The 17,473-nt window shown below is 47.4% G+C and carries 14 protein-coding genes; 8 read left to right on the top strand and 6 right to left on the bottom strand.

The annotated features are described in order from the left end of the window. Positions 1-166 precede the first annotated feature (166 nt). Complete coding sequence (gene ychF, locus BKE30_RS10590) at positions 167-1,258, top strand: redox-regulated ATPase YchF (RefSeq protein WP_076878561.1); 1,092 nt, start codon at positions 167-169, stop codon at positions 1,256-1,258. Positions 1,259-1,407: 149 nt separating this feature from the next. Here ychF and BKE30_RS10585 read toward each other — a convergent pair whose 3' ends face one another. From BKE30_RS10585 to BKE30_RS10570, 4 genes are all read right to left on the bottom strand, one after another. Beyond that, positions 1,408-2,598, bottom strand: coding sequence for an MFS transporter (locus tag BKE30_RS10585; RefSeq protein WP_227518390.1), 1,191 nt, complete (start codon positions 2,596-2,598; stop codon positions 1,408-1,410). Positions 2,599-2,794: 196 nt separating this feature from the next. Then, the gene (gene efp / locus BKE30_RS10580) at positions 2,795-3,361 is read right to left on the bottom strand and encodes an elongation factor P (RefSeq protein ID WP_076878560.1); all 567 of its coding nucleotides are present in this window, start codon (positions 3,359-3,361) and stop codon (positions 2,795-2,797) included. A 157-nt stretch (positions 3,362-3,518) separates the two neighbouring features. Next, positions 3,519-4,688: an elongation factor P maturation arginine rhamnosyltransferase EarP gene (gene earP / locus BKE30_RS10575; RefSeq protein ID WP_076878559.1), complete on the bottom strand. Its 1,170-nt coding sequence runs from the start codon at positions 4,686-4,688 to the stop codon at positions 3,519-3,521. A 3-nt stretch (positions 4,689-4,691) separates the two neighbouring features. Then, complete coding sequence (locus tag BKE30_RS10570) at positions 4,692-5,177, bottom strand: hypothetical protein (protein ID WP_076878558.1); 486 nt, start codon at positions 5,175-5,177, stop codon at positions 4,692-4,694. A gap of 230 nt (positions 5,178-5,407) precedes the next feature. On the opposite strand from BKE30_RS10570, the gene purT reads away from it, so the two are divergent. The 7 genes from purT to BKE30_RS10535 all read left to right on the top strand — a co-directional run bounded on the left by purT (position 5,408) and on the right by BKE30_RS10535 (position 16,065). Further along, positions 5,408-6,649, top strand: a complete 1,242-nt coding sequence (gene purT / locus BKE30_RS10565) for a formate-dependent phosphoribosylglycinamide formyltransferase (protein ID WP_076878557.1) — start codon at positions 5,408-5,410, stop codon at positions 6,647-6,649. An 88-nt stretch (positions 6,650-6,737) separates the two neighbouring features. Next, the gene (gene glnD / locus BKE30_RS10560) at positions 6,738-9,416 is read left to right on the top strand and encodes a [protein-PII] uridylyltransferase (protein ID WP_083698539.1); all 2,679 of its coding nucleotides are present in this window, start codon (positions 6,738-6,740) and stop codon (positions 9,414-9,416) included. Positions 9,417-9,549: 133 nt separating this feature from the next. After that, complete coding sequence (dapC, locus tag BKE30_RS10555; protein ID WP_076878556.1) at positions 9,550-10,731, top strand: succinyldiaminopimelate transaminase; 1,182 nt, start codon at positions 9,550-9,552, stop codon at positions 10,729-10,731. Positions 10,732-11,061: 330 nt separating this feature from the next. Then, the gene (locus BKE30_RS10550) at positions 11,062-12,636 is read left to right on the top strand and encodes a TolC family protein (protein ID WP_076878555.1); all 1,575 of its coding nucleotides are present in this window, start codon (positions 11,062-11,064) and stop codon (positions 12,634-12,636) included. Next, entirely contained in the window at positions 12,626-13,813 is a 1,188-nt protein-coding gene (locus tag BKE30_RS10545) for an HlyD family secretion protein (RefSeq protein WP_143253709.1), read from the top strand. Before BKE30_RS10550 ends, BKE30_RS10545 begins: the two co-directional genes overlap by 11 nt. Before the next feature lie 27 nt (positions 13,814-13,840). Further along, positions 13,841-14,983, top strand: coding sequence for an ABC transporter permease (locus BKE30_RS10540; RefSeq protein ID WP_076878636.1), 1,143 nt, complete (start codon positions 13,841-13,843; stop codon positions 14,981-14,983). Further along, positions 14,980-16,065 (top strand): ABC transporter permease, encoded by a 1,086-nt coding sequence (locus BKE30_RS10535; protein ID WP_076878554.1) that lies wholly within the window; start codon positions 14,980-14,982, stop codon positions 16,063-16,065. The genes BKE30_RS10540 and BKE30_RS10535 overlap by 4 nt, the downstream gene beginning before the upstream one ends. 233 nt (positions 16,066-16,298) lie before the next feature. Here BKE30_RS10535 and BKE30_RS10530 read toward each other — a convergent pair whose 3' ends face one another. After that, positions 16,299-16,784, bottom strand: a complete 486-nt coding sequence (locus BKE30_RS10530) for a glutathione peroxidase (RefSeq protein WP_076878553.1) — start codon at positions 16,782-16,784, stop codon at positions 16,299-16,301. A gap of 93 nt (positions 16,785-16,877) precedes the next feature. Further along, positions 16,878-17,330: a peptide-methionine (R)-S-oxide reductase MsrB gene (msrB, locus tag BKE30_RS10525; protein WP_083698536.1), complete on the bottom strand. Its 453-nt coding sequence runs from the start codon at positions 17,328-17,330 to the stop codon at positions 16,878-16,880. Positions 17,331-17,473: the final 143 nt, after the last annotated feature.

Raw genomic sequence — 17,473 nt, 5'->3', positions numbered from 1 at the left:
AAAATGGTGATCATAACTTCTAAACAATCATACTTGCGCTACGCTGGTGCTCATTTCCTGCACTTAGGCAGATGAGAAGCAACGCTTTGTAAGACGAAGTGGCTATGCCTTCCTCGCTCATGCTAAGATATGCGCCAGTTTTTATATTAAATAGATGAGCACTTTCATGGGTTTTAATTGCGGTATCGTGGGCCTGCCCAATGTTGGAAAATCAACACTTTTTAATGCCTTGACCAAAGCCGCCATTGCAGCAGAGAACTTTCCATTTTGTACCATTGAGCCTAATACCGGTATTGTTCCCATGCCGGATACGCGTCTTGACAAGCTGGCGGCCATTGTAAAACCGGAACGTGTTATTCCCACCACCATGGAGTTTGTGGATATTGCTGGTCTGGTTGCAGGTGCCAGCAAAGGTGAAGGACTGGGTAACCAGTTTCTGGCCAATATCCGTGAAACCGATGCAATTGCTCATGTAGTACGCTGTTTTGAAGATGAAAATGTGATTCATGTGAATGGCAAAATTGACCCATTAGATGATATTGCTACCATTAATACCGAGCTGGCACTGGCTGACCTTGATACGGTGGCAAAAGCACTGTTACGTCTGACCAAGGTAGCCCGTGGTGGTGACAAGGATGCGCTGGCGACCAAAGCCGTACTGGAAAAAATTGAACCCGTTTTAAATGAAGGCCGCCCTGCCCGTGCTGCTGACCTGTCTGATGATGAACGCAAGCTGATTCGTGGTTTTGGCCTGATGACGCTAAAACCAACCATGTATATTGCTAACGTGGCTGAAGATGGCTTTGACAATAATCCGCATCTGGAAGCTGTCAAGCAACTGGCCGCCAGTGAAAATGCGCAAGTGGTGGCCCTGTGCAACCAGATTGAAGCTGAAATTTCCCTGCTGGAAGATGAAGACCGCGCCGAGTTTTTAGAAGCCATGGGCATGGAAGAACCGGGGTTAAATCAGGTCATTCGTGCCGGTTATGCCCTGCTTGGCCTGCAAACTTATTTTACAGCTGGTGTAAAAGAAGTACGGGCGTGGACGGTTAAAGTCGGTGCAACCGCACCACAGGCGGCTGGTGTAATTCATACTGATTTTGAAAAAGGCTTTATCCGTGCTGAAGTGGTCGGTTACAACGACTTTATTCAATACAATGGTGAATCTGGCGCCAAGGAAGCGGGTAAATGGCGTCTGGAAGGTAAAACCTATGTGGTGCAGGATGGTGACGTAATGCACTTCCGCTTCAATGTCTAGGTCGAATCCCTTTTTAAATATTATTTTTAAATCATAGCATTGACTAACGGCTAGATTAAAAAATAAAACCGGATAAGCAAAATTTTATCCGGTTTTTTAATGTTCAAACGAAACTGTTTTAGTAAATTACAAGTGATATGGCTAATAGATCAAAGCGGGCTATTGGGCTTTAAGCGAAAGGTCATTAACCATAACACCACTACCCCCACCAACATAATTTGCCAAGCCTGTGTTAACTGACTGGAGTGCTGCCTGACCAGCCCTGCCAGTAAAGGCATAAAACTGGCCAGCATGTAGCCGCCACCCTGCACAAAGCCTAGTAATGACCCAGCCTGTGCTGCATTGCGCACATGATCCATGGCAACAATAAGTGTTAAAGGAAACAGCGCTCCAATGCCAATACCCAGCATCATGATAGTTAATATGATGAACTGATTGGGTATATAGATCAGTAAAAACAGGCCAATCAACAGTATAGTCAGCACGAACCACAACAAAGGCCGCCGATCTGGAAAACGATGAATGATTGACGATAAAGTCAGGCCGGTTAATACCTCACAGACTGTGACTGCACTCAGCAATAAACCACTTTGCGTGGTATTCCAGCCCAATTGGTTAAAATAAGGCGGCAACCAGGCCAGCACCAGAGTATAAGCCGCAGTACCTATACCAAAAAATAACATCAGCAACCAGGCGCGAGGCGATTTTAACGGTAACCGGATTGTTTGCTGTGGCTTTATCCCTGAAAGTTTTCGGGTGGCCATGAACCACAATAGGGCTGCCAGAAATGCTGGGATAGCCAGCATGGCCAGAAAGTTGTGCCAGCCCCATAAATGTGACAGCGGCGATGAAACCGCAGCCGTCATTGCTGCACCAGCCATAATTGCGGTGGTATAAAAGCCCATGAGTGTGCCTGCTCGTTCCGGCGCATGGGTTTTGATAAAAGCAGGTATTAAAACCTGTGCAAGGGCAATGCCCATGCCGCCAACCACTGCAGTTAAAAGCAGCGCAACTCCCGAGTGGAACCAGTAGCGACTAAGGCAGGCCAGCATAACCAAACCCACGCTCAATAAAATACCGTTTTTTTCACTAATAATGCGCTGGATATAAGCACCGAGCAGCGCAAATAAACCCATAACAAATACAGGAAATGTAGTGAGCAATGAAACATTGGCATCGCTCAGGCCCGTCGTTGCCTGAATCAAATGCAGAATCGGGCTTACCGCTGCCATAATGGGTCTTAAATTAAGGGCGATGCACATTAAGGCCAGAATCATTAAAAAAATCTGTGGTGCAGGGTTGGATATAGGCTGGGCTGTTGGAACAGCAGGTGTTGACATAGATAAAAGCAGCAGGCAGAAAGAACCGTTATTTTAACACAAGCGTGTATTTGAACCTTTTCCAAAGCCTGTGCCAAGCGTTCAGGCAGGGCTTTTTTATAGGAAAGTCATCGACTAATTTTTATAAAATTCAAATAAAAAGAGCCTCAATAGAGACTCTTAAGTATGCAACAGTTATCAGGCTTGAAACTGTGTATTAGTTTTTCGCACGGGCACGGAAAGAGCCATCACGGGAATCAATTTCAATACGCTCGCCAATTTCAATAAAAGACGCAACCTGTAATTCATAACCATTGTTCAGCTTGGCAACTTTGGTGACTTTACCTGATGTGTCACCTTTAGCCGCAGGTTCGGTATACGCAACTTCACGGACAATCACGGTTGGCAGTTCAACAGCAATAGGCTTACCTTCGTACAGGGTCACTTCACAAACATCTGTCATGCCGTCTTCAATGAAGTTTTTAACGTCGCCCAGATTTTCTTCTTCAACTTCCAGCTGATTGTATTCAGTGTCCATGAATACATACATTGGATCAGCAAAGTAAGAATAAGTCGCTTCGCGGGTTTCCAGAATAATCTGGTCAAACTTTTCATCCGCCTTGAACACTGATTCCATCGCCTGCTCATTCAGCAGGTTTTTCATTTTCATTTTAACAACGGCAGCGTTACGGCCAGATTTGTTGAATTCAGTTTTCAGAACAACCATTGGTTGACCGTTAACCATAATGACGTTGCCAGATTTAACTTCTTGTGCGGTTTTCATGGAGTGTATCCTAACTTAAGCGCTTTTGTGTTGGTGCGAGATTCTACCCGATTTCAGTCTGGTTTTGCCAAACTCTTGCAGCCTTTTCTCCGGGTTGGGCAGAAATGGACACGAAAATATAAAACTTGTCCGGCTAAACTGAATGCTGCATCGCTGATTAGTGCGGCTTGTTTTGAGCCATCCAATGCATCAGGCGTGCAGCGAGGTCGGATTGATCTGCCAGATAGTTAAGCCAGCCAGCCAGTTGAGTTGTGCATAATGTCAGGTCAGCCATTAGTTGCTGCCATACTGCCGGGCTAGAAGAGGCATTGTCATTCCATGCCTGCATAGCCACATGCCAGGACGATGCCATAGTGCCATGCTGATCAACCTGATCCATCCACGCCTGCAACTTGATCAGGTGAGCATTATCGTCCTGTGGGTAAACATGCCAGATAAAAGGCCGGCCCGCCCATTGCGCCCGCACGCAGGAGTCCTCTCCCCGAATAAAATTAAGGTTACAGGCCCAGAGCAACTGGTCATACTGCCTATGGGATAGAAATGGGAGCACAGCAATTGTGAGCTTGTTGTAATTCACCTGATCGCCAACCTGTAGTGGTTGCCTAACCTGCCGAAAGACTGCCTGTTGTTGCAGCCAAAGCTCAACATCGGGAATGGATTTACTGTAGGGCACCAGCAGCAGGGTTGCCGTAGAATCTTCTGCCAGTGCTGTCATCAAGTCTGCAATCGCGTTATTCTCATAGGAAAACAGAGATATTTTTCTGGAAAACTGCATGGCATGCGGCAGACCAAGACTCTGCCAGAATTCGGCCTGCTGCTGGCTGTCCTGCTGGAACTGATCACGCCGGGCAAGCAAATATTGCTCCCGAATCAGGCCACCACTTTGTTCAGTGGTACTAGGAAACCAGAAGGTCTGCTTTAAACCCGTTGCCGGATGAATGGAAACCATGCCATGGCAATCCATTACCCAATCTTCCGCGCTCATGTATTCCAGATTAATCCATGCCGGAGGCTTTCCTGCCTGAGCCTGTTGCTGCATTTGCTCAATTAGTTGCGCCTCTAGCCGGCAACCAAAACCTTCAATGATTAAATCATAAGACTGATCAAAACAGATGGTGTCATGCCAATGATGCACCGTAATCTGCTCGAGCTGCTGAATGGGTAAATCCGGTTGCAGTTGCGGTGCAAGCATAGCAAAGCTAGTGAGGTCATCAACAAACAGGCTTACAGTCAGTTGGTATTCTGCGGCCAGTTGCCGGGCCAGTCGCCAGCAAACACCAATGTCGCCAAAATTATCAATAATGTTGCAAAAAATAGCACAACGCATGTATTAAGACTGCTGTGCCGGATTGTGTATTACATGTTGGCACAGGTTTTTTTGTTTCTCAAAAATGGCTTGCTTATCAGCCTGACCGGGAATTTGTTTTTGAATGCTTCTGGCCCAGCTATCTAGTGAAATGAGTGCGCCACGGCAAATGGTATATTGATCACCCACCACGCTGTCCGATTGCTTGACTTCAGTATTCCAGCGCAAGAGCAATTGGCGTACCGGTTGAAAAATTTCCTGCTCTAGCTGGTTCAGGTTAACTGGCTGGGTCGTTAGTAAAGGCTCGGCGCTTACTAGAAACTGATAGGTTTGCTGGGCAATATGCGAGGCATCGGTTGAAAGCTTAACGGCGGGCTTGATGTCACGTTTGTGCTGCCCGTCCTGCCCAGACTGGTTACAGGCTGTCAGGGTGAGGTTTAAAAGAGCTGCTAAAGTAAGTGCTAGCCCAGCCTGTAACCTGTTTTTTATCACCTTGCTGTTTTCAATCACTGTGTTTGTCGCCTGCACTGCCAAAAGAACTGGACATATTGTACGAAAAAACCAGTAAAACTTTAAAGGATTCTATGTTGTATTGTGCAGACATTGAATTGAAAGCATTTTTTTGGCATCAACGCCAATACTTTTTTTACAGTGAAAGACGGTTTTAACGCTAATCTGCTATGCTATGATTTTTGCCTGATCATCTTCTTCTTATTTCTTCTGCTGTTCTGGAGCATGCAATGACTGTTACCCTTGGCACCCCGTTACAATCTTCAGCGTTTCGTGTGTTAATGCTGGGTTCTGGTGAACTTGGGAAAGAAGTGGCCATTGCCCTGCAACGCTTTGGTGTCGAAGTATTTGCTGCCGACCGTTATGCCAATGCGCCAGCCATGCAGGTTGCCCACCACAGCCGCGTGCTGAATATGGCTGATCGGGATGAACTGCAAGCCCTGATTGACGAGGTTAAACCGCACCTGATTGTGCCGGAAATTGAAGCCATTGCCACTGATCTGCTGCTGGAAGTTGAGGAAAAAGGTCAGGCCGTGGTTATTCCTTCAGCCAAGGCAGCCAACCTGACCATGAACCGCGAAGGCATCCGCCGACTTGCTGCCGAAACTCTTGGCCTGCCAACGTCGTCCTACCGGTTTGCCGATAGTCTGGATAGCTTTCGTGCTGCCTGTGATGACATTGGCTATCCGTGCTTTGTCAAGCCCGTGATGTCTTCCAGTGGCAAGGGCCAGTCGCGCGTGACCAGTTATGATCAGGTGGATGCAGCATGGGAATATGCCATGCAGGGTGGTCGCGTAAATCAGGGCAAAGTCATTGTAGAAGGACAAATTAATTTTGACTTTGAAATTACCCTGCTGACAGTACGCGCCAAAAATGCCGAGACTGGTACTATTGAAACCCATTTTTGCGACCCGATAGGCCATCGCCAGGAAGCTGGTGATTATGTAGAAAGCTGGCAGCCGCAACTGATGACTGACAAAGCGCTCAGCAATGCCCGTCATATTGCAGACACAGTTACCCGCAATCTGGGCGGTTGTGGGCTTTTTGGCGTGGAGCTGTTTATTAAAGGGGATAAGGTCTGGTTTAGTGAAGTATCGCCACGCCCGCATGATACCGGTTTAGTTACACTCGCCAGTCAGTGCCAAAGCGAATTTGAACTGCATGCACGCGCCATTTTGGGCTTGCCGGTAGATACTACCCGCCATAGTGCCGCCGCCAGTGCCGTGATTTATGCAGGCCGTGATGAATCTAACCTGTCCTTTAGTAACCTTGAAAAAGCACTGAGCATTAAAGGTTCGGATTTGCGCCTGTTTGGCAAACCGGAAGGCTTTGCCCGCCGCCGTATGGGGGTTGCTACCGTTTATGCAGAAGATACCGACACTGCCCGCAGACTGGCCAGCGAAGTGGCCTCTAGCGTGACTGTTATTTCTAATCCTGCTGTTGCCAATAGCGATGCATCCAGCCAAGGCTAGTACTGGCGTGATTTTTGCTGTTTGATTGTTGCTACTGGTTTTTACAGTGTAATTTAATGGCCTTTCTGGCTTAATACAGGGATCTGATATGCTCGCAACAACTTCTCCGCAAGCGTTTATTGAGCAACCTTCCATCAAGGAACAGAGTCAGGCACGTGGCCTGATTGAATGGCGCAAAACGCTGGACCAGCAGCTTGATGAGCTACTGGCAGGCGGGGAAAAGATTCGCGATGTGGTGCATGCCCGTGCCCAGGCCATTGACGACATGCTCAGGCTACTCTGGGAGCAGCATGAATTGCCTCACCATAATCTGGCATTGCTGGCAGTGGGTGGTTATGGCCGCAGTGAAATGCTGCCCTATTCTGATGTCGATATCCTGATTTTAAGCCGCCATGACATTGAACCCGAGCTGGGTGAAAAAATTTCAGGCTTTGTGTCCAGCTTGTGGGATACCGGCTTTAAACCGGGCATTAGTGTGCGTTCCCTGACCGAATGCCTGGAAGCTGCCCAGGACATTACTGTTGCCACTACACTGGTAGAATCACGGCTGGTGGCAGGTGATGAGCAACTGGCCAAAAAACCACGCCAGATTGTGTCTACCGCATGGACTGATAAAACTTTTTTCCAAGAAAAAATGCTGGAACAGCAACGCCGTTATGCCCAGCACAACAATACTGAAAGTAACCTTGAGCCGGATGTTAAAAATGCGCCGGGCGGCCTGCGCGACCTTAACCAGATTGGCTGGATTGCCAAGCGGCATTTTCGGGTAGTGCGGGTTTATGACCTTGTTCATCTCGGGTTTATCAGTGAGTTTGAACTGCGCGAACTGGAAGACGCTGAAGACTTTTTATGGCAGGTTCGTTACCAGTTGCACCGTATTGCAGGCCGCGATGAAAACCGGCTGCTGTTCGATTATCAGCGTGATGTTGCCGCACGGCTGGGCTATGTCCAGCAGGAAGACGATGCGCCAAATCATGCCGTCGAGCAGTTTATGAAAACCTATTACCGGGTGGCCATGAAAGTTTCCACCTTAAATGAAATGCTGCTGGCCTATTTCTTTGAATCGGTGATTGAACCCCGCCTGACCGATGAAGAAAAACCGCACAGAAGCAGTATTAATGAACGGTTTGACATGATTGGCGGCAAAATTGCCGTCACCCATCACCGGGTTTTTTCCCAGACTCCCAGCGCACTGCTGGAACTATTTTACATTATGGCAAGCCAGCCGGAAATTACTGGTATTCGCGCCAAGACCTTGCGCCTGCTGATGCTGGCTGCCAAAACCATTGATGATAATTTCCGGGCCAATCCGGTGCACCGGGCCATGTTTATGGCCATCCTGCGTGCGCCGCATAACCTGTATGAAACCCTGCATGCAATGAAACGCTATGGCGTTCTGGGCAAGTACATTCCTGCTTTTGGCCAGATTATTGGCCTGATGCAGTATGACTTGTTCCATATTTATACCGTGGATGCGCATACCCTGCTGCTTATCCGCAACCTGCGCCGTTTTGGCAAACCAGAATTTGCCAAGGACTACCCGGTGGTTAGCTCGGTATTCCAGCGCCTTGACCGTAAGGAAATTGTGTATCTGGCAGCCATTTTCCATGATATTGCCAAAGGCCGTGGCGGCGACCATAGTGAGCTGGGTGCTGAAGATGCCATTGAATTTTGCCGCAATCATGGCCTGACTGAACGTGAAGGCAAAATTGTGGCATGGCTTACGCGTAATCATCTGGTCATGTCGATTACCTCACAAAAGAAAGACATTTCCGACCCGGATATAGTTAAGGATTTTGCCGACCACATGGGCGATATGGTGCATCTGGATTACCTGTATAGCCTGACTGTTGCCGACATTAATGCCACCAATCCCAAGCTGTGGAATTCATGGCGTGCTTCGCTGATGCGCCAGTTGTATACGCAGGCGCGTGACATTATCCGTAGTGGTCTGGATCGTCCGGTAGATCATCAACTGATTATTGATGACACCAAGTTTGAAGCCATGCAAACCTTAAGCAATCAATACGCCTATGAAGATATTGAAAAAATCTGGTGTGAAATGGGCGATGATTACTTTTTGAAAGAACGGGCAGATGAAGTGGTCTGGCATACACAGGCCATGATTGAACATGGGGATAATCCTGATCCACTGGTGCTAATTCGCGAGCACCGCAAGCTGGCCAAGGACACTGCTGAAATCTTTGTGTATACCCGCGACCTGCCCAACCTGTTTGCCGCCAGCGTTGCCGTACTGGACCAAATGGATCTCAACGTACAGGATGCACGCATTATTACCGCAGCCAAGGCTTTTTCGCTGGATACCTATATTGTGCTGGATCGTTTTGGTACCTTGCTTTCTGATACTGACCGGCAAGGCGAAGTGATTTATGCACTCACCAATGCCTTATCCAGACCAGAAGAATTCCCCACCTTGCTGGAGCGTCGCATTCCACGCCAGTTGCGTCATTTTGCCGTACAAACCGAAGTCAGCATTCACCTTAATACGGCCTTGCAGCAAAATATTGTAGAAATCATGACACTGGATCAGCCAGGACTACTGGCCAAGATTGGGGGCCTATTCATGATGCAGGGTTTGGATATTCATTCGGCCCGCATTGCCACACTGGGTGAACGGGCTGAAGACAGCTTTTATGTCACCAAACGCGACGGTATACCCATGACCCCTGACGAATCCAAGGCCTTTGCCCATAAGTTACAACTGGCACTGGACGAAGCATCTCAAGTGGTTTCAGTAGTGCAATAAGCCGTCTCAATCATGGAAACTACTGATTTCCAACCATAGTGCCCAGATGAATGGGCACTATGGTTTAGTCGTGTAACAGCCCATTTTTAAAATTTTTGTTTGAATTTTTAAGCACAGCAAAGAGAACAGCCAGATGAATCCTGCCATTAACCACCTGCATCCCTATCCTTTTGAAAAGCTGGCCAAACTTTTTGCAGACCTTAAACCCGCAGACTTACCCAATATTTCACTTTCTATTGGGGAGCCAAAGCATCAGGCTCCTGAGTTTGTCAACCAGAAGCTGATTGAATCACTGCAACATCTGTCGACCTATCCTACCAGTAAAGGGTTGCCGGCGTTGCGCAACAGTATTGCCAACTGGTTAAAGCAGCGTTTTCAGTTGCAGGCCGTGGATACAGAAACGCAGGTTTTGCCTGTCAGTGGTACGCGTGAAGCCCTGTTTTCCTTTGTCCAAGCCACCATTGACCGCAACCAAAATCCGTATGTGGTGATGCCTAATCCGTTTTACCAGATTTACGAAGGCGCCAGCATTCTGGCAGGTGCGACACCTTATTTTTATAACTGCACCCCCGAAAATAATTACCTGGGCAATCTGGATGACATTCCGGCTAGCGTATGGCAGCAAACCCAGCTGTTATTTTTATGCACGCCGGGCAATCCAACCGGTGCCGTTATTCCCATGCATCAGCTTAAAAAACTGATTGCCCTGTCTGACCAGCATGATTTTATTATTGCTTCGGATGAATGTTATTCCGAACTGTATTTTGATAAAGCGCCAACCGGCCTACTGCAAGCCTGTGCTGAACTGGGCCGCCACGATTATAAAAATTGCGTGGTATTTCATTCACTGTCCAAACGCTCCAACCTGCCGGGCCTGCGTTCCGGTTTTGTGGCGGGTGATGCCAAAATTCTGGACAGTTACTTAAAATATCGCACTTATCATGGTGCTGCCATGCCGGTACAGCATCAGCTTGCATCCATTGTGGCTTGGCAGGATGAAGCACATGTGGAACAAAACCGCCAGCTTTACCGCCAGAAATTTGACCTGTTTCTCAGTGAACTGGGCCAGTTGCTGCCATTCCAAAAACCGGATGCGGGCTTTTACTTCTGGCTGAATGTCGATGACGATGAACGTTTTGTCCGACATTTATATGAAAAAGCCAACATTACTGTATTGCCGGGCCGTTATTTATCACGGAACGTTTTACAAGATCATGCACAAGGCAATCCGGGGCAAAATCATGTGCGCATGGCGTTGGTCGCAGACATGAACCAATGTGAACAGGTCATTAAGCGCCTAAAACATATTTTGTAATGACAATGTACTGTTTTTTTAGTACAACTTTTAAAATTTCTTCCAACTATTGAAAATCCTGCCTTGAATCGCAGGATTTTTTACGATCAGGCTGACTCATTGGCAGTAACACTCTGATTTGCAAAATTCATTGGTGACTGCCAAGTCGCCCGTTCGATTAACTTTTACAATCCACCACTATGGTTTGGTCGCTAAAATAGGCTTTAATTCTTAAAAGCAACATGTGCTTAAGTAAATGGTGAAGCAATACCCAGCATTCACTTAAGCCCTAAAACAGATTGCATTATTATGCCTATATTTACTAGAACGACCCTTTTGGTACGCCACCCCGTGATCCTTGCGCTGCTGATGGCCAGTCAGTTGCAGCTAACAGTGTGGGCAGACCCCGGCATAGACAATGCTGCCGCACTTACATGGCCGGTTTCTGTTACAGCAGGTGTATCCAGTGCTGCATTAAGTTTTAGTCAGGCTGAACAGTTCCTTCAACAAAATGCCTATACCGTGCAGGCCAGCACTGCAAATCTGGTTGCAGCACAAAATCATGCCGAAGCTAATTCCCGGTTATGGCGACCAGTGGTTAGCCTTGATGCCAATGCCATTAAATACCGTACTGAAGTTGATATTCCGCTAAGTGATATTAAGGCTACCGGTGAAAATGCAGCCAATCAGGCCTTTGCACAATCCTTAAATAATCTGCCAGTGCCTTTACCGGATAATGTCAGCAATTTTTTAAGCAACCGTTTTTCCAGTACAGTGTCGGGCCTGTTTGACCAGATTCCCAATTCAAGCAATGTAGTAATTAATGACAAGCTGTTTCGCCCAACGATTTCAGCCGTTATGCCAATTTATGCTGGTGGTAGTATTCAGGCGGCACAAAATATTGCCCGCATTGGTTATGAAAAAGCACAGCTTAATCATCAACAGGTACAGGATCAGCAAACCTTCAAGCTGGCCGAAGCCTATTTTGGTCAGCAACTGGCAAACTATCTGGCACAAGCAGGCGCACAAAACCTGAAGGCACTCCAGCAGCACCTGTATAATGCCTGCCAGCTTGAACAACAAGGCATGATTAGCCGTTCACAGCGCTTGCAGGTTGAAGTGGCAACGCAGGCCGCCCAGCGCCAATATGACCAGGCCAGCAGCAATGAAAATGCGTCACGCCAGTATCTGCAACAATTGTTGCAACAGCCTGAACTGCCGCGCTTAACCACCCCACTTTTTGTACAGCCTGCCCCACTGCAACCACTAGACTTTTATCTGGCCCAGTTAGGCCAGCAATCACCGCAACTGGCACAATTGCAAAAAGACCAGCAGTTAGCCGCCGAAGCCCTACAGTTAGCCAAAGCCAGTTTATTGCCCAGTGCTTATGTGTTTGGCCAGCAAACGTTAAATAAAAATGACTGGCTGGTTGGTGTTGGGGCGCACTACACCTTATTGGCAAATACCGACCGCAAGAAACTGGTTAATGCAGCACAGGCACGTCAGGAGGCCACTCAAGCATTGCAGAAACAGGCACAACAGGACATACAACAACTGGTACGCCGTGCCTATTATGAAGCTGAACATGCGCGCAAGGCATTTATGAGCATGCAAACCAGTATTATTGCAGCACAGGAAAACCTGCGCGTGCAGCAGCTATCTTTTCGGGAAGGCGAAACCACTGCAACTTTTGTTAATGATGCCGTTAATGCCCTGACGCTGGCCTATACCGATCAGGCAACTGCTGCTTATCGTTATGATATGGCGCTGGTGACACTCTTAACAGCTAGCGGTCAGGCAGCGCAGTTTTCGGCTATGGCCAACGATACCTCGGTACAGCAAGTCCAGCCAATTTCTGCATTGAATCATACGACTGGCAATACCTTGCCGCTGGATCAAAGCCACAGGATGAAAAATGAACAATAATCAGCGCCCATCCCAAGATAGTCAAACGTCAGAAAATCCTAATGACGAAAACCCTAATGAAGAAAACCTTAGAGACGAAAATGCTAGAGATATAGAGCAGCAGGAATCTATAACGGGCAAACAACCTGATCCCCTAACTGATACAACGACCAATAATCCAACTGCCAAAAAATCCCGTATCCTTCACAGCCTGATCATTGTATTTTTAATTACCCTGGTTGCACTGGGCCTGTGGCTGGCCTATAAACCCGCACCCCAGCAAATTCAGGGTATGGTTGAAGCAACCACGCTTAATGTATCTACCAAGGTGCCTAGTCGTGTTGAGCAACTCATCGCAGATGAAGGTGATCAGGTTAAAAAAGGTCAGGTTCTAGGTGTTCTCACCAGTCCAGAGTTACAGGCCAAACAACAGCAAGCAGAAGGTGCATTACAGTCGGCCCGGGCGCTGGAGCAAACCGCAGTAAGAGGTTCGCAACAAGAAAACATTGCCAGCCTAAAAGCCAACTGGCAAAGCGCACAGGCACAAGCTGAACTGGCACGGGTAACTTATCAGCGCTCGCAGAACCTCTTTAATGAGGGTGTTATCTCACGCCAGCGCCGCGATGAAGCACAGGCCGCCAAAAATTCATCGGCACAAATCGCAGAAGCCGCGCGACAACAGTATTTGCGTGCCGAACGGGGCAGTACGCCAGAGCAGCTATCCTCTGCACAGGCACAGGTTAAAATTGCCGAAGCGGCTGTGTTTGAAGCCAAATCACTGAATCAGGAGATGCAGCTTGTAGCGCCGGAAGACGGCGAAGTCAGCCAGAAATTTGCCAATGTGGGTGAACTGGTCCCTGCCGGAATTCCTCTGTATACGCTGATTGACCTGCGCAATCAGTGGGTCAGTATCAACCTGCGTGAAGACCAGTTTAACCAGCTTAAGCATGGCAGCATTTTGCATGGTGATATCCCGGCTCTTAGCCAGCATAATGTGGCTTTTCGTGTCATACATATTGCAGCGCAAGGCACCTTTGCCTCATGGAAAGCCACGCGTCAGTCCAGTGGCTACGATGTACGCACCTTTGAAGTAAAGTTAAAAAGCCTGCAACCGCTGGCGGGTTTACGCCCGGGCATGAGTGTGCTATTTGACTGGCCACAGCATCAGGTTCAATCCCAGATTGCCAGTTCACATTAATGTATTATTAAAAAGCAGATGACCATTATGTGGGCAGCCTTCTGGCGTGAACTGAATTTTCTCAAGCACAGCTACTGGGATTTAGCGCTGGTTACGCTTGCCCCGCTACTGGTGATCATTTTTCTGGCCAGCATGCTGGCACAGGGTTCACCACGTCATTTGCCCATTGTGGTGGTAGATCAGGATCACTCTGCTTATAGCCGCCAGATTATCCGCAACCTGCAAGCCACCCCAGCATTGTCTGTTTATGCCTATGAACCAACCATGCCATTGGCAGAACAGCATTTAAAGCAGCTTAAGGCATGGGGAGTCGTTCATATTCCTGCACAGGCACAGGCCAACGTATTGCATGGCCGCAGCCCCGAGATTGCCAGCTACTTTAATGAAGCGTTTTTTTCCATTGCCAGCACTGTCGCTGGTGGCGTCAACAGTGCCGTTAGTGCAGCAACCCGCGAACAGCAACATACCTTGATACGCCAGCTTGGTGTGCCACCAATTGAATTTAACCTGCCCACCATTCAGGTTACTGCCCTGTATAATCCACAACTGAGCTATGAGCTATTTTTAGAGCCTTTTGCAGTTACTGCCATTTTGCATTTGTTGCTGGCCTGCTGTGTGGCTGCCAGTATTGGGCGCGACTTTATAACAGGATCAGATAGAGAGTTTTCTAGTACAAAAAAAAGTGGGGCAGCCCTTAATTTACTTTTTGGCAAACTGTTGCCCTATATCATCATTTTTAGCTTGTGGTGTTTTTTGTGGACTGTCTGGATGACTGGATTCCGTGGCTGGGTCATTCAGGGCAATGTGCTGCTATTGCTGGCAGGCCAAGTGCTACTGTTTACGGCTTATGCGCTATTTGCCACCACCATTGTATTGCTGGCTAAGGATATTAATACCGGCCTGTCAATGGTGGCTATTTATGCAGGTTCTTCCTTAAGTTATGCCGGGGTTACCCTGCCAACCATTGGCGCACCATTGTTTACCCGGATCTGGAGCAATAGTTTGCCATTTACGGCCTATGCCAAGCTACAAACCCAGCAATGGATTATTGGCTCACCATGGCAAACCTCCCTAACGCCCCTGCTGATTCTGGTTAGCTTTGTGGCTGGATTTTTGCTGCTTAGCCTATTGCTTCTCAAGCGCCAGCCTGTCATGAGTGCTAAAGCATGACCATATTACAGGCTTTTATTTTCACTTTAAGAACCATTCTTACCACACGGCCTATTGCCAGCACGCTGATTCTGGCCGTGGTACTGTATGGCTTTTTCTATCCGGCTGCCTATCACAGTGAAGTGGCCAGCCAATTACCCATTGTGGTGGTGGATCAGGATCAAAGCCCGCTTAGCCGTAATATCATTGCCAAAATTAGCCTGCTCCGTGCGGTTAATATTGTGCAGCAAACCAGCAACTTTGCAGAAGCCGAGCAAATGATCAAGCGTCAACAGGCCGATGCTATTTTCCTGATTCCCTCCCATCTGGAAAGCAATGTTTTGCGCGGACAAAACAGCGGACTGGCATTGTATTTAAGTGGGGCTTACCTAATACGCACGCGGGAAATTGGTAGTGGACTGGCCAGCAGCATCAAGGCATCCATTGCCGAGCAACTCAAACCGCTATTGCAGACCACACACATTGAACCCAGCCTGAACTTGTATGAATATCCACTATATAACCCGCTGGGTGGTTATGGCAGTTATATTTTTCCAGCCGTCGCCGCCCTGATTGTGCAGCAAACCCTGCTGCTAGGGGTTAGTTTTTTAATTGTCAGCCTTAAGCAAAAGCAGTTTAGGTTTAATCTCACCAACCTGACTGGTATTACACTGGCCTGTAGCCTGATTGGCATTTTAAGCTGCCTGTATTATTTTGGCTTTGTATACTGGTATCAGGACTATCCGCGGGATGCCAACCTGCCGGCGCTATTGCTAGCGACTCCTGTTTTTGTAATGGCCGTAGTCAGTATAAGCCTGTGGCTAGGCAGTATTTTTGACCGACCAGAACGTCCGGCGCAAGTGCTTACCTTTACCTCTGTACCCTTTTTCTTTTTAACCGGGGCCTCTTGGCCACTAGAAGCCATGCCCCAATGGATGTCCTTAAGTGCATGGATTATTCCCTCTACCGCAGGCGTGCGGCAGTTTATTCAGCTCAACCAGATGCATGCCAGCCTGTCGGATATTGGCATGAACTTACTTATCCTGATAATGATTACAGTGGTGTTTGCCACGCTGGCTTACCGGCGATTAATTCGTAATTAAATAGATTTCTTATAATATTCTGGTTTTGCCATGGTTCGGCGCGGTTCCCAAGCTTGACGAAGGACACCAACCAAAATGCGGCCTATTCCCTCAGCCTGTAGCTGGACAATGAAAAAAGACTTATACACTATCTTAATAAAAAAAAGCTTTGCCCTATTTTAAGATTTAACACCTCCTGCCCGTTATTTTAAAGATAACGAGCAGGAAGTTACTGGTTAAGGTGCGAGGATTTTTTACTTGGCCAACGCCTTTTCAATATCTTTGACCATTGCTTCTGGCTTGGTGGCCGTTGCATAACGGTCAATAACATTACCATCGCGACCCACCAGAAACTTGGTAAAGTTCCATTTTACGGCCTCAGTACCCAGCAGGCCTTTTGCTTCCTTGGTCAGGTACTTATACAGTGGATGCGCGTCACTACCATTTACATCAATTTTGGCAAACATTGGAAAACTAACGCCATAATTGCGCTGACAAAATTCACCAATATCCGTATTGCTGCCCGGATCCTGACTAGCAAACTGGTTGCAGGGAAAACCCAATACTACAAAGCCCTGATCCTTGTATTTTTCATAGACTTTTTCCAGGCCTTCAAATTGCGGGGTAAAACCGCACTTGCTGGCTGTGTTGACAATAAGCACTACCTTACCAGCGTAATCACTTAATGTTTGCGTACCCCCTTCCAGTTTTTCGGCTGAAAAGTCATAAATTGTTGTCATCGGTTTATCCTCATCTCTTGCTTTTGTCATACTGCGATCAGAAATTTCAGTTTAATAATAGTTTTCAAATTTGACAATACAAATTGTCAACTATTATAAATGATCTTCATTGTTGTATTCATCCATCCATGGTGAGTTATCTTCACGCTGGTAATTATCAGTTTCAAGTTTAAGTGACGCTGAGTTTACACAATAGCGCAGGCCTGTAGGTGCAGGCCCATCTTCAAATACATGGCCTAAATGCGCACCACAATGATGGCAGGTAATTTCGGTGCGGATCATGCCATGCGACATATCACGGTGTTCATCAATTGCCCCTGTTTCAATCGCTTTGTAAAAACTGGGCCAGCCACTACCGGAATCATATTTGGTTTCCGAGCTAAACAGCGGCTTGTTACAGCATTTACACCGGTAAACACCACTGGCATGGCTATCCCAGTAAATTCCGGTAAATGGCGGTTCTGTACCTTTTTCACGGGTAATACGGTATTCATCTGCGCTTAACTGGCGCTTCCATTCCATATCGGACTTGTTCACAGTTGACATAATCGCAGTATCCTGTTGATTTGTTATTCACTTTACCGTTTTAACTTAATTAGGGGTAAAAAAACTATTATTGCTCTGTGCATATTATGAAATTGATATCTTAGATTCTCAAATGAAGTGCAACAGAGATTAATTTATTGGAA

Source organism: Alkanindiges hydrocarboniclasticus (assembly GCF_001982605.1).
Taxonomy (GTDB): Bacteria; Pseudomonadota; Gammaproteobacteria; order Pseudomonadales; family Moraxellaceae; genus Alkanindiges; species Alkanindiges hydrocarboniclasticus.
This window is presented reverse-complemented; position numbering and strand designations above follow the sequence as displayed.

Coding starts and splice junctions, on each gene's coding strand:
- efp (WP_076878560.1), bottom strand. CDS start 3,361: ATGAAAACCGCACAAGAAGTTAAATCTGGCAACGTCATTATGGTTAAC.
- purT (WP_076878557.1), top strand. CDS start 5,408: ATGACTGTTACCCTTGGCACCCCGTTACAATCTTCAGCGTTTCGTGTG.
- dapC (WP_076878556.1), top strand. CDS start 9,550: ATGAATCCTGCCATTAACCACCTGCATCCCTATCCTTTTGAAAAGCTG.
- earP (WP_076878559.1), bottom strand. CDS start 4,688: ATGCGTTGTGCTATTTTTTGCAACATTATTGATAATTTTGGCGACATT.
- msrB (WP_083698536.1), bottom strand. CDS start 17,330: ATGTCAACTGTGAACAAGTCCGATATGGAATGGAAGCGCCAGTTAAGC.
- BKE30_RS10540 (WP_076878636.1), top strand. CDS start 13,841: ATGTGGGCAGCCTTCTGGCGTGAACTGAATTTTCTCAAGCACAGCTAC.
- BKE30_RS10530 (WP_076878553.1), bottom strand. CDS start 16,784: ATGACAACAATTTATGACTTTTCAGCCGAAAAACTGGAAGGGGGTACG.
- BKE30_RS10545 (WP_143253709.1), top strand. CDS start 12,626: ATGAACAATAATCAGCGCCCATCCCAAGATAGTCAAACGTCAGAAAAT.
- glnD (WP_083698539.1), top strand. CDS start 6,738: ATGCTCGCAACAACTTCTCCGCAAGCGTTTATTGAGCAACCTTCCATC.
- BKE30_RS10585 (WP_227518390.1), bottom strand. CDS start 2,598: ATGTCAACACCTGCTGTTCCAACAGCCCAGCCTATATCCAACCCTGCA.
- BKE30_RS10535 (WP_076878554.1), top strand. CDS start 14,980: ATGACCATATTACAGGCTTTTATTTTCACTTTAAGAACCATTCTTACC.
- ychF (WP_076878561.1), top strand. CDS start 167: ATGGGTTTTAATTGCGGTATCGTGGGCCTGCCCAATGTTGGAAAATCA.